The organism is Pseudoalteromonas sp. NZS71 (assembly GCF_015864715.1).
Taxonomy (GTDB): Bacteria; Pseudomonadota; Gammaproteobacteria; order Enterobacterales; family Alteromonadaceae; genus Pseudoalteromonas; species Pseudoalteromonas arctica.
In genome coordinates, this window is sequence record NZ_JADYWS010000017.1 from 13,717 (window position 1) to 26,279 (window position 12,563).

Sequence of the window (12,563 nt, forward strand, 5' to 3'; positions counted from 1 at the left end):
ACTAATTAGAACACGATTGTAAAGCACCACTAGTAAGGTGTTATGCGGTAATACAGTTGTAAAGGATAAAGATAATAAAATGGCTATAAAAAAACATTTGGCAATAACAAGTTTATTGGGTGCAAGTTTTGCAGCCCTAGGCCAAAACTCCTTTATTGTTGAAGACCTGAAAGTTGAAGGTTTGCAGCGCGTAGCACTTGGTGCAGCGCTAACACATATTCCTATTAACGTAGGCGATAATGTTGATGACTATACGATTTCAAAAACAATAAAGTCACTTTATCGTTCTGGGCACTTTGATAACATAAAAGCACTTCGTGATGGCAACAACGTTATTTTTAAAGTAACGGAACGTCCTACCATCAGCTTTATTGAGTTTGAAGGCAATAAAGACATTAAAGACGAGCAGCTTAATGAGTCTCTTGATCAGCAAGATATTCGCCAAGGTGAACCACTTGATAAAACCGTTATCGATAGTATCGAAAAAGGCTTAGTTGAGTTTTTCCACAGCATCGGTAAATACAACGCTAAAGTAGATATCAGTATTACTAAGCTGCCACGTAACCGCGTTAAACTTAAGTTAGAGTTTGATGAAGGTGATGCTGCTTCTATCCGCCAAATTAACTTAGTGGGTAATGAACTTTTTTCTAATGAAGAGCTTCTTAAACTTGCTGAATCGCAGCAAGATTTACCTTGGTGGCAGTTTATGGGTAGCGACCGTTACCAAAAGCAAACCATTGAAGGCGATTTAGAAAAAATTCGTAGTTATTATTTAGACCGTGGTTACCTACGTTTTAATATCGACTCAACGCAAGTTTCAGTGAGCCCTGAACGTGAATCAGTTTACGTTACAGCTAACTTAACTGAAGGCGTAAAATATAAGGTTAAAGGTTTTGACTTTATTGGTGACTTGCTTGGCCGTGAAGACTTAATTAAAAGTGTTATCCCACTTAGAGCGGGTGAGCTTTATAACGGTTCTGTAGTTACTTCATCTGAAGAGTTTATTAAAAGCTACTTAGCACGTTTTGGTTACGCTAATGCTGAAGTGCGTACAATTCCAGAAATTGACGACGAAAAGCAAGAAGTACAATTAACACTATCGGTTAATCCAGGTAAGCGTGTATACGTTCGTCGTATTATTGTTGGCGGTAACCAAAATACGGCAGATGAAGTACTTCGTCGTGAAATGACACAACTTGAAGGCGCATGGTTATCTAATCAAAACCTTGAGCGTTCAAAACTACAAATTCAACGTTTGCCTTACATGGAAACTGTTGATTTTAACGTAGTGCCTGTACCCGGTGTGGATGACCAAGTAGATGTAGACTTTACTGTAAAAGAGCAATCTGCAGGTAGCTTTAATGCTGGTCTTGCTTATGGTTCTTACTTAGGTCTGCAGTTTAATATTGGTGTAACAGAATCTAACTTTTTAGGCACAGGTAACCAAATTGGTTTAAACCTTAATACGTCTACAGGTTCTGAAAGCTTAAGCTTATCGTACACAGACCCATACTTTACGCCAGATGGTGTATCGCAAGGCAGTAGCATCTTTTACAGAAACTACGATGCAAGTAAATTCAGTCTTGTTGAATATAAATCGAAAAGTTATGGTTTAGGCACAAATATTGGTTTTCCAATTGATGCTGTAAATCGTGTTAACTTTGGCGCCCGTTGGATTAAAGAAGAGCTTTCGGATATTGCAGAGTACGAGCAAACGCGTGTACTTCGTGAAACATTCTTAGATCCAGATAACCCAGATGCAGGCTTTGACTTTACTAAGTATGAGCTGAGTGTTGGCTGGTCGCGTATCACCGTTAACCGTGGTTTATTCCCAACAGCGGGTTCGCGTCAAACTCTAAACTTAACAGCAACAACGCCTAACTCAGATCTTCAGTACTTTAAACTGAACTACGATTCGCGTTTTTACTGGCCTATATCAAATGACCACCGTTGGGTATTCTCAACGCGTGCAGCACTTGGTTATGGTAATGGTTATGGTTCTACAAACGGGTATGAGCAAACACTTCCATTCCAAGAGTACTTCCGTATAACGGAAATGGAACTACGTGGCTTTGACCGTAATACAATATTACCACGTGCTGTGTCGCGTATACCGCAGTCTATTCCGGGTACGCCAGGTGCAGACGGTACTACAACCGGTAGCATTGGTGGTGCATCAGAATTTGATATTCTAGTGCCACAAGGTCGTATTGGTGGTAATGCTAAAGCAGTGGCAGGTATGGAGCTAATTGTTCCTACACCATTCTTAGATGAAGAAAATACCAGCTCTGTACGTACTAGCTTCTTTGTTGATGCTGCAAACGTATGGGATACTGAGTTTAACGTAGACCGCTATCAAAACTTAGGCGTTGATGAACGTGCTAAATTAGATGACTATTCAGACCCAATGCGTTTTAGGGTTTCAACCGGTCTTTCATTACAATGGATCTCTCCAATGGGTCCAATGCTGATCAGTTTTGCGTATCCATTGCAAAAAGAAGAAGATGACGATACGAAAACCATCAGCTTTAACATTAGTAACACTTTCTAAAGGAGTTTTTGTGAAAAAATTATTTAAATCAACAGCTGTAGCAGTTTTAGCAACGTTAATGATGGGTACTTCTGTGAATGCATTTGCACACAAAGTGGGTATTGTTGATATGCAGGAAATCTACAAGCAAATTCCTCAAATGGCTAAAATTGAACAGTCTTTACAAACTGAGTTTGCTGAACGTCGTCAAGAGCTTGAAAAGTTACAAGGCGATATTCGTTTTGAAGCTGAAAAATTTAAACGTGAAAGTACAACTATGAGCCAAGCTCAAAAAGATACTCTGCGTGAAAAAATTCAGGGCATGCAAAAAAATCTTGCTGAACAAGGTCGCCCTTTAGAGCAAGAAATTAAAGCGCGTCAAAACCAAGAGCTTGCTAAAGTTCAAGGTGTAATCATCAAAACAATTGAAGAGATTGCTAAAGACGGCGACTTCGACGAAGTTAAAGTAAAAGACACTACTATTTACTTTAACCCTAAAGAAGTGACTGATCTTTCATCTAAAGTTGTAGCCGCTGTTAGTAAGAAATAATCACTCTATGCAAAATTATACGCTTTCGCAAATTGCGGAACTTCTAGGCGCCGAACTTCAGGGTGATGGCGCTTTAGAAATAAAAAAAATAGCGACACTTGCAAATGCCCATTCTGGGCATATTGCATTTTTAGCGAACTCAAAATATCGATCGCAACTTGAAACTACTCAAGCTAGTGCTGTAATAGTAAGCCAAGCCGATGCAGAGTACTTTAGTGGCAGCAAAATTATTGTTGCTAATCCGTATGTAAGTTACGCAAAATTAGCGCAATTTATGGATACAACACCAAGCTCAGCCTCGACGGGTATTCATCCAAGTGCAACTGTTCATTCAACAGCGATTGTTAGTGATAGCGCCGCTATTGGTGCTAACGCAGTCATTGAAGCTCATGCAGTGATAGGTGACAACGCGCAAATTGGTCCGAACAGTTTTATCGGGGAACGTGTTAAAATAGGTTCTGGCACTAAGCTTTGGCCTAGTGTGACTATTTATCACGATGTTGAAATTGGTTCAGATTGTTTGTTTCAAGCAAATAGTGTTGTAGGTAGTGATGGGTTTGGTTATGCAAATGAGCGCGGGCAGTGGGTTAAGATACCTCAACTTGGTTCAGTGATCATAGGCAACAAAGTTGAAATTGGTGCAAGTACGACAATTGATCGTGGTGCACTGGACAATACCATCATTCATAGCAATGTTATTATCGATAATCAGTGTCAAATAGCGCACAACGTTGAAGTTAATTCAGGCACCGCAATAGCGGGCTGCACTGTACTTGCAGGAAGCGTTACCATTGGCAAGAACTGTCAAATTGGTGGCATGGTTGCAATTAATGGTCACATGTCTGTATGTGATGGTGTTATAATTACCGGCATGAGTATGGTGACAAAATCAATCACCGAACCAGGTATTTACTCATCTGGTATGCCCCATACAACAAACAAAGAATGGCGTAAATCAATAGCTCACTTGCGTAACCTTTCAGACATGAAATCTCGTCTTAAAGCGCTTGAAGCATTGGCTAAGTCATAACGTTGAACACTAATAAGGATGCTATTTTGGCAAACGAATTAAATAGCCTTGATATTCAAGAAATTTTAAGTTTATTACCGCACCGTTACCCGATGCTATTAATTGATCGTGTTATTGATTTTACACCTGGCAAGTCTTTACATGCTATTAAAAATGTTTCTATAAATGAACCAATTTTTACTGGGCACTTTCCAAATCAGCCAATTTTTCCTGGTGTGCTAATATTAGAATCAATGGCGCAAGCAACGGGTTTATTAGGTTTTAAAACAGTAGAAAACCGTAGCGAAAACGAATTGTATTTGTTTGCTGCTGTTGATAACGCACGTTTTAAACAACCTGTAATTCCTGGTGATACAATGCATCTTCATGTTGAGTTTTTAAAAGAACGTCGCAACATTTGGAAGTTTGCTGCAGAAGCTAGAGTCGACGGCAAAATAGTGTGTAGTGCCGAAATTATGTGTGCGAGAAGAGAGTTTTAATAGTGATCCATTCTACAGCAATAATCGAACCTGGCGCTAAACTAGGCAACAATGTCTCAGTTGGTCCGTATAGTTATATTGGCAATGATGTTGTTATCGGTGATAACTGTATTATTGAGTCTCACGTTGTTGTTAAAGGGCCGTCAACTATTGGCTCTGGCAATCATATTTTTCAGTTCGCGTCTGTAGGCGAAGCCTGCCAAGACAAAAAATACAACAACGAGCCAACCACATTAATCATGGGTGATAACAACGTTATCCGTGAATGTGCCACTATTCACCGTGGTACGATTCAAGACGAAGGCGTTACTAAAATTGGTAGTAATAATTTGTTTATGGCTTATACACACGTTGCACATGACGCGGTAATTGGCGATAACGTAATTTTTGCTAACAACGCAAGTGTGGCCGGCCATGTACATGTTGGTGACTGGGTTATCCTTGGTGGTAATTCGGGTGTTCATCAGTTTTGTAAAATTGGCGCACATGCCTTTATTGGTATGTATTCAGGTGTTAACAAAGATGTACCACCATTTGTTACTACCATTGGTATGCCAGCAGGCCCTGCAGCTATCAATAAAGAAGGCATGAAGCGTCGTGGTTTCGAAAGTGATGAAATTATGGCTGTACGCCGTGCATACAAAGCATTTTATCGTAAAAGCTTAGGTGCTGAAGAAGCTATTGAGTCGCTTAGTGAAGATGCCGCAAAGTATCCTGCTGTGAAATTGATGGTCGACTTTGTTAAAAACTCAGAGCGCGGCATCGTAAGATAATTCGCGGGTTTGCTTTAAGCATTAAAAAAACCACCCTAGATGATAAATCGAAGGTGGTTTTTTATTGCCCTGCTTTAAGCTAATTCAGTTAATACTCAGGGTAATTGAGTTAGTATGCGGGTAATTTATATAATAAAAGCCGTCCTATGCGTTTACCTAAGTTAGTAGTCACTCTTTTTATTACTTCAGTTTTAGCCGCTTGTAGTAGCCAGCCTATTGTTAAATCATCTGCTGGAGAAATCACTCAAGTTGGGAAAGCATCTTTTTATGCTGATAAATACCACGGAGGAACAACCGCCAACGGAGAGCGCTTTAGCCAACAAGCCGCCACGGCAGCCCATTTAGAATTCGATTTTGGTACTACGGTGGTTGTTACCAATCTAGCCAATAACAAATCAGTCACGGTAAGAATTAACGATAGAGGCCCGTATGTGCGAGGTCGTATTATTGATTTATCAAAAAGTATGTTTAAAAAGATAGCCGACCCTAAGGTCGGCGTTATTGATGTATCAGTAAAGGTTTTAAAACCGGGTAGTTAGCGCAACATAACCAGGATAAGCCCCACTGAGCTCTTTATGAGAGCCTTGTGCGACTACTTTACCGCCTTCCAACCATACAACATTATCCATTTGAGCAAGTAGAGCGGGATCGTGCGTAATTGTGAGCACGCTCGCGTTATTCATAACATGCATTATTGCTTGCATTACCCCTTGCTTAGACTGATTATCAAGACCTTCTGTTGGTTCATCAAGAACTAAAATAGCCGGACTTTTAAGTAATGCTTGTGCAATAGCTATACGTCTAGACTGACCTTGCGACACATTACGCCCGCCAGTGCCTAATCGTGTTTTTAAACCTTCTTTTAGCTCATTAAACCAAGGGCTTAATTGCGCTAATGAGAGCGCTTCAATCATTTGCTCTTTAGTTGCATTTGGCGCGGCATAACGTAAATTTTCACTCAGTGTGCCATCAAAAATATGGTGTTGCTGGGCTAATATATTTATCACACTTGCGCGTATATCATTATTTAACGAATGTAAGTCAACAACGCTATTTTGATTGTTTAGCGTTATGCTGCCTTGTTGTAAAGGCCATAAACCAGTAAGTAGATTGACAAGCGTTGTTTTACCGCTGCCGCTTCTACCTACAATCGCTACTTTTTGCTGGGGCATTAGCTCAAAACTGATATTAGTAAGCGCTGTTTGCTCACCATATTGGTAGCTAATATTGTTAAGTGCTAGCGTGTGGTTTTGCGCGCTAAAGTTTTCATTAACGTCTACATGTGTATCTTTAACTTGTGAGTTAGCGGCTTTATCTTCAAGTGTAAACAACCGCTCTGCTGCTTTTAATACACTAGGAAGCTCTATAAACGCATTGGGTAGTAGCAATACACTTTCAAAGCTTGCCAGTACAAACAGGCTTAACATAGCAAGTTCTACATTTACCATACTGTTGGCGTAAACCAGTGGGACAATGGTTACTATGCTAGCAAGCATCGCTAATTGAACAACCAATAAGCTTAACCCATCTGAGTTTGCCAGTGCTTTGTGGCGAATAAATAATTGCTGATTGTACTGCTCGCTTAATTCGTCGCACTTATTAAGCTGCTGCGAACGGGCTTGATAAATACTAAGCTCTCTAAGGCCTGTAAGTGTATCTGAAAGCTCAGAGCGAAGTTGTGCACTAAGTTGTGTTTCTTTGTGGCTGTTTTTAGTGAGCTTTGCGCTGAGTAGGGCAGGTATAACCACACCAATAAGTATAATGCCAGTAAAGCAAATAAGGGCGACGTTGCCATTATAGGCCGACATAAACAGCATGATGATTGGCACACTTAAAAGAGCGACCAGCATAGGAAGTAAAACGTTTAAATAAAACTTGTCGAGTGCGTCTACATCGTTTTGTAATCGGTTAACTAGATCAGCGCTGCGGCTCATTGCTAAATCAACATTGTTAAGCTTGCTTAACGTTGCAAATACATTGGTACGTATTTCACTTAGTAATAAAAACGTGGCGTTATGAGTAACTAGGCGTTCGCCATAGCGCGATGCAGTTCGTACAATTGCTAAAAACCGAATCGTTCCTGCTGGAGTAAAGTAGTTCATTTGCACGCCCGCAAGACCTGCAGCCGCCATTGACGCTAAAAACCAGCCAGAAATAGCCAACAAGCCCACATTAGCTAATACCGTAATCGTTGCTAAAAATGTACCCAATAGCATCGCTTTATAATGAGGAGCACAAAGCTTTAATAAGCGAATAAAATTATGCATGCGCAACCCCTTGTTTGGCCGTTTTTAATAAATCAGAAAATGCACCATTTTGCGCTGCAAGTGCCTCAAAGTGACCTTGCTCAGCTATTTTCCCATCGTGCATAACAATGATATTGCTGGCATGTTTAACGGTATTTAATCGATGAGCAATGACTAATACTAAGTTATTTTTAGCATATTCATTAATAGCATCTTGAATAAGCAGCTCTGTTTGGCTATCAAGGTGCGCTGTAGGCTCATCAAGCACTAAAACTGGTGCTTGTTTTATGAATGCACGTGCGAGTGCGATGCGTTGCTTTTGCCCGCCAGAAAGTCCTTCCCCTTGCTCACCTATCAGTGTGTTAAAACCATCGGGTAGGGTATTTATAAATTCAAGCACACCAGCTTGCTTTGCTGCATGTTCAAGCTCTTGCTGTGTGGCAGTTGGTTTGGCCAATTTAATGTTGGCAGCAATAGTGTCGTAAAACAGTGTCGCTTTTTGTGGTATCCATGCAATGTTATTTTGCAGGTAAGTAATATCGGTTGTACTTAAACTCTGCCCATTAATAGATAGGTGGTTTATCACCTCAGGGTGAAACCCTAATAAGCAATCAAACAACGTACTTTTACCTGAGCCACTACTGCCCACAACGGCAATTAAGCCTTTATTTGGCAGTGTTAAATTTATATTTTTAATCCCTTCGTTACTATCTGGGTATATAAAATTAAGGTCGGTAATACTTATGGAGTTAATTGTATTTAAAGTTAAATTGTTTTCAGGCGTGCTTGTAGTCACTGACGCATTTTCGTCACTTGGCAGTGGTGCATTTAAAATCGCAACCATATCGGCAGCGGCACTAATGCCTTGTAAGCGTGCATGGTAATGGCTACCTAGCTGGCGCAGTGGTAAATAAAATTCAGGCGCTAAAAGTAGCACCACAAAGCCAGTAGCAAAATCAAGAGTGCCAAAAAACAGTCTAAAACCAATAATTACTGCGACTAATGCCACGCTAATAGTGGCTAAAAACTCAAGTGCAAATGATGATAAAAACGCGATTTTTAAAACATCGAGTGTAGCGTGTCTAAAATCATCTGAAATTTTAGCTATTTGTTTAAGCTCGGTACGTGTTGCATTAAATAGCTTGAGTTGAGTTAAACCTTGTACGCGGTCAAAAAAGTAATTGCCCAGTACAGCAAGTTGCTTCCAGCGTTTTTGGTTTAAAGCTTCGGCTTTTGAGCCTACTAAAATCATGAAAAAAGGAATGAGCGGGGCGGTTAATAAAAATATCAACCCAGCTTTATAATCTGTCGGAAAAATAACAACCAATATTGCCAGCGGGATAAGCGCGCTGTAAGCAGCACCAGGTAGGTATTTAGCATAATAGTCGTGGAGTGCTTCTACGCCATTATGTAGGGTATTTAATGTAGCGCCTTGGCCGTGTTGTTCTATATAGCTTGGCCCAAGTAAGCTGAGCTTATTTAGAAGTGTTTGGCGCATAGCCGATTTTATTTTAAGTGCAGCATATGCACTCAAGCGTTCGCTTAATGCTAAAAACACCGCGCGCAATAAAATAATGCCTGCTAAGGGCCATAATAAATGAGTAACTTGGGCTAAATTATTACCTTCAAACATAACGTTGTGAATAGTTTGCGCAAGTAAATAAGCACCTGCAATCATCAGTAATGCGTTAAAAGTACCCAGTGCAATGCTTAACTTTAACCACACTGCAGCGGGTTTACTTTGACGCTTTAAAAAAGCGCGCAGTGATTGCTGCTGCGCGCGATCTGGTCGGGGGTTAGTCGTCATCTTTTGTGTTGTTAGCATCGTTTAATAAATCGTGCATGGCTTGTTCATCATCAGCAATGCTGTTTTTATTTTGATGAAATTCGTACCACATTACATTTATTACACCTAAGGTACAGGCCAAAAGTACACCTAAAATCCAAGCGAAATACCACATAGTTTAGTCTCCTTAGTAGCTACCGTGAGTGTTGTTTTCAATTTCTTCAACCGTTACTCTGCGCCACATTTTTACATAACACCAGGTGGTGTAAGTTAAAATAAGTGGGACAAAAATACACACTGCAACAAACATTACATTGAGCGTTTTATGACTCGATACCGCATCCCAAATTGTTAAGCTAATATTTGGATTGTTGCTTGATGGCATAATAAATGGGAACAGTGAAACACCGGCCGTCATAATCACGCCAATTAACATTAAGCTTGTTGAAATAAGTCCAAGTGCTGGTTTGTTCAATTTAGAAAACAATAGCGCACTTAGTGCCATTACAAACGCTAAAATAGGAAAGGTCATAGTCCATGGGCGTTCACTGTAATTGCTAAGCCACGCGCCTTGGGCTGTTGTTACTACTTTAGCTAATGGATCTGCATGGCTTTGTGTATCAGGCATAGATACAATTTGGTAACCCGTTAAATTAGCAACCCAAAAACCAGCGCCTGCAAACAGTATAATAAACACAATCAGTGAATAACGACCATATTGGCCCGAGCGTTCTGCTACTGCATCAGCTGTACGAAGCTGTAACCACATCCCCGCATGAGCAATTAGCATAGTGATACTCACTAAACCAGCAAGCAAACCAAACGGGTTAAGTAAACCAAAAAATGAACCTTGGTAGCTAACACGCATCAGATTATCAATATTAAACGGTACGCCTAAAAATAAGTTACCAAAAGCAACACCAAAAACTAATGCTGGAATTGCGCTGCCTGCAAGCAGACCCCAATCCCAGTTATTACGCCAGCGTTTTGAGTCTACTTTACTGCGGTAATCAAACCCTAGTGGTCTAAAAAACAAAGCAAAGAGTACTAGCATCATGGCAAAGTAAAAGCCCGAAAATGCGGCAGCATAAACCATAGGCCACGCTGCAAACAACGCGCCGCCTGCAGTTATAAACCATACTTGGTTACCATCCCAATGCGGACCAATAGTGTTTATTACTGTACGGCGCTCTGAATCTGTTTTACCAACTAGGCGAAGCAACATAGCAACGCCCATATCCATGCCATCGGTAATAGCAAAGCCAATAAGCAGCACACCAATGATCAACCACCAAAGCATTTTTAATGTTTCATAATCAAAAATCATGATTGCTCTCCTTCAGTTTGATCAGTTTTATTTGGCAATTCAAAATGATATTTACCAGTATGTAGCGAGCTTGGTCCTTGCTTAACAAAGCGGATCATCAACCAACCTTCAACAATGGCTAAACCAGTATAGAAAACAATAAATCCAGTTAAGCTAATTAAAATATCGTTTACTGTTAGTGACGACGTGGCTAAAAAGGTCGGCAGTATTTCAGATATAGCCCAAGGTTGACGGCCATACTCAGCAACTATCCAGCCAAATTCAATAGCTATCCAAGGTAGTGGAATGCTCAATACGGCAGCCCATAACAACCAGCGTTTTTGCTCAATAACGCGATGTGCGTTGTAGTAAAATGCCAATATAAATACACCCAGCATGGCTACACCACAGGCAACCATAATCCTAAATGACCAAAACATAGGGCCTACTTTAGGGAAAGAGTCTTTAACGGCTTTTTGAATGTGCTCTTCGGTAGCATCTACAACATCAGGTGTGTAGCGCTTAAGTAGCAAGCCATAACCTAAATCATCTTTTAGGGTATTAAACTTAGCAACATTTTCTGGCGTATCTTCACCGTTTCTGAGTTTTGTAAGGTATTCATAAGCAATCATACCGTTGCGAATACGTACTTCGTGTTGTTTTTCTAGGTCGTTAATACCCGTTACTTGCTCATCAAGTGAACGCGTAGCAATTAACCCAAGTGCGTAAGGTATTTTAACCGCAGCATGTGTTACTTGCTCTTCTGAATCAGGAAAACCAAATGCGGTAAACGCAGCCGGAGCCTCTTCTGTGTGCCATTCAGCTTCAATCGTGGCAAGTTTTACTTTTTGAACTTCACCTACTTCGTAGCCTGATTCGTCACCGAGTAAAATTACACATAGAATTGATGCTAAACCAAAGCCCGATGCGACCGAGAAAGAACGTTTAGCAAACGCTAAATCACGGCCTTTCAAGATGTACCAACTGCTTATGCCCAGTACAAACATAGATGCAGCTACATAACCTGCCGATACGGTATGAATAAACTTAACTTGTGCTACAGGATTAAACACAAGCTCAGCAAAGCTGGTCATTTCCATGCGCATGGTTTGATAGTTAAATTCAGCACCTACTGGGTTTTGCATCCAACCGTTGGCAATCAAAATCCACAGCGCAGACATGTTAGTACCAATGGCCATTAAAAAGGTTGCACCTAAATGTTGGCGTTTAGAGAGTCTGTCCCAGCCTAAAAAGAACATACCTACAAAGGTCGATTCTAAAAAGAATGCCATTAAACCTTCAATAGCCAGGGGAGCCCCAAAAACATCACCTACGTAATGGGAGTAATAAGACCAGTTAGTACCAAACTCAAATTCCATGGTAAGGCCTGTCGCCACACCAATTGCAAAGTTAATACCAAACAATTTTCCCCAAAACTTAGTCATATCACGATAAATTTCGCGACCGGTCATAACATAAACCGATTCCATAATAACCAAAATCCAGGTCATACCTATCGTTAACGGTACGAATAAGAAATGAAAGAGAGCGGTAACAGCAAACTGTAATCGCGATAGATCCACAAAGGTTTCATCTATCATTATTGGCTCCTTGAGAGTGACGGATTAACAGGGCAACATTTAATTGGCAAAGTTAAGGTTTAATGAACTTTCAGTAATTACTGAAAGTTTGTAATAGTATTTACTTTTGTGCAATTTTTGTCAACATACATATTAGTAAAACTTAATATATATTTCCTATGCTACATCAGTATTAAAAACAAACAACATAAAGCCTTAACTTACGTGATAAAAAACCAGTTATTTAAAGCGTTTAACCAAACAGTAAAACACGGTAAACTAA

General features: G+C 40.2%; 11 protein-coding genes. 6 read left to right on the forward strand and 5 right to left on the reverse strand.

The genetic code is table 11. The features are described from left to right. Positions 1-79: 79 nt before the first annotated feature. The 6 genes from bamA to I6E85_RS12325 all read left to right on the forward strand — a co-directional run bounded on the left by bamA (position 80) and on the right by I6E85_RS12325 (position 5,901). Complete coding sequence (gene bamA / locus I6E85_RS12300) at positions 80-2,551, forward strand: outer membrane protein assembly factor BamA (RefSeq protein ID WP_007580991.1); 2,472 nt, start codon at positions 80-82, stop codon at positions 2,549-2,551. Positions 2,552-2,561: 10 nt separating this feature from the next. Continuing rightward, positions 2,562-3,080 (forward strand): OmpH family outer membrane protein, encoded by a 519-nt coding sequence (locus I6E85_RS12305; protein ID WP_007580993.1) that lies wholly within the window; start codon positions 2,562-2,564, stop codon positions 3,078-3,080. 7 nt (positions 3,081-3,087) lie between these two features. Next, positions 3,088-4,110, forward strand: coding sequence for a UDP-3-O-(3-hydroxymyristoyl)glucosamine N-acyltransferase (gene lpxD, locus I6E85_RS12310; RefSeq protein WP_197236977.1), 1,023 nt, complete (start codon positions 3,088-3,090; stop codon positions 4,108-4,110). A gap of 26 nt (positions 4,111-4,136) precedes the next feature. After that, positions 4,137-4,589 (forward strand): 3-hydroxyacyl-ACP dehydratase FabZ, encoded by a 453-nt coding sequence (gene fabZ / locus I6E85_RS12315; protein ID WP_007580997.1) that lies wholly within the window; start codon positions 4,137-4,139, stop codon positions 4,587-4,589. 2 nt (positions 4,590-4,591) lie between these two features. Further along, a complete protein-coding gene (gene lpxA / locus I6E85_RS12320) occupies positions 4,592-5,362 on the forward strand; it encodes an acyl-ACP--UDP-N-acetylglucosamine O-acyltransferase (protein ID WP_024590725.1) in 771 nt (256 codons plus the stop codon). 146 nt (positions 5,363-5,508) lie between these two features. Next, positions 5,509-5,901 (forward strand): septal ring lytic transglycosylase RlpA family protein, encoded by a 393-nt coding sequence (locus tag I6E85_RS12325; RefSeq protein WP_024590726.1) that lies wholly within the window; start codon positions 5,509-5,511, stop codon positions 5,899-5,901. On the opposite strand, the gene cydC is transcribed toward I6E85_RS12325, so the two are convergent. From cydC to I6E85_RS12350, 5 genes are read right to left on the reverse strand one after another with little or no spacing between them, the layout of a single operon-like run. Further along, positions 5,884-7,629 (reverse strand): thiol reductant ABC exporter subunit CydC, encoded by a 1,746-nt coding sequence (cydC, locus tag I6E85_RS12330; protein WP_024590727.1) that lies wholly within the window; start codon positions 7,627-7,629, stop codon positions 5,884-5,886. The genes I6E85_RS12325 and cydC overlap by 18 nt on opposite strands. After that, complete coding sequence (cydD, locus tag I6E85_RS12335) at positions 7,622-9,415, reverse strand: thiol reductant ABC exporter subunit CydD (protein ID WP_024590728.1); 1,794 nt, start codon at positions 9,413-9,415, stop codon at positions 7,622-7,624. The genes cydC and cydD overlap by 8 nt, the downstream gene beginning before the upstream one ends. Beyond that, positions 9,405-9,569 (reverse strand): cytochrome bd-I oxidase subunit CydX, encoded by a 165-nt coding sequence (cydX, locus tag I6E85_RS12340; RefSeq protein ID WP_002958303.1) that lies wholly within the window; start codon positions 9,567-9,569, stop codon positions 9,405-9,407. The genes cydD and cydX overlap by 11 nt, the downstream gene beginning before the upstream one ends. 12 nt (positions 9,570-9,581) lie before the next feature. Next, complete coding sequence (gene cydB, locus I6E85_RS12345) at positions 9,582-10,721, reverse strand: cytochrome d ubiquinol oxidase subunit II (protein ID WP_024590729.1); 1,140 nt, start codon at positions 10,719-10,721, stop codon at positions 9,582-9,584. Then, entirely contained in the window at positions 10,718-12,301 is a 1,584-nt protein-coding gene (locus I6E85_RS12350) for a cytochrome ubiquinol oxidase subunit I (protein WP_010553739.1), read from the reverse strand. The genes cydB and I6E85_RS12350 overlap by 4 nt, the downstream gene beginning before the upstream one ends. Between the last annotated feature and the right edge of the window lie 262 nt (positions 12,302-12,563).

What these genes read in the sequence shown, in the direction of transcription:
- bamA (WP_007580991.1), top strand. Translation starts at nt 80, where the DNA reads ATGGCTATAAAAAAACATTTGGCAATAACAAGTTTATTGGGTGCAAGT.
- lpxD (WP_197236977.1), top strand. Translation starts at nt 3,088, where the DNA reads ATGCAAAATTATACGCTTTCGCAAATTGCGGAACTTCTAGGCGCCGAA.
- I6E85_RS12325 (WP_024590726.1), top strand. Translation starts at nt 5,509, where the DNA reads ATGCGTTTACCTAAGTTAGTAGTCACTCTTTTTATTACTTCAGTTTTA.
- cydC (WP_024590727.1), bottom strand. Translation starts at nt 7,629, where the DNA reads ATGCATAATTTTATTCGCTTATTAAAGCTTTGTGCTCCTCATTATAAA.
- cydD (WP_024590728.1), bottom strand. Translation starts at nt 9,415, where the DNA reads ATGACGACTAACCCCCGACCAGATCGCGCGCAGCAGCAATCACTGCGC.
- cydX (WP_002958303.1), bottom strand. Translation starts at nt 9,569, where the DNA reads ATGTGGTATTTCGCTTGGATTTTAGGTGTACTTTTGGCCTGTACCTTA.
- cydB (WP_024590729.1), bottom strand. Translation starts at nt 10,721, where the DNA reads ATGATTTTTGATTATGAAACATTAAAAATGCTTTGGTGGTTGATCATT.
- I6E85_RS12350 (WP_010553739.1), bottom strand. Translation starts at nt 12,301, where the DNA reads ATGATAGATGAAACCTTTGTGGATCTATCGCGATTACAGTTTGCTGTT.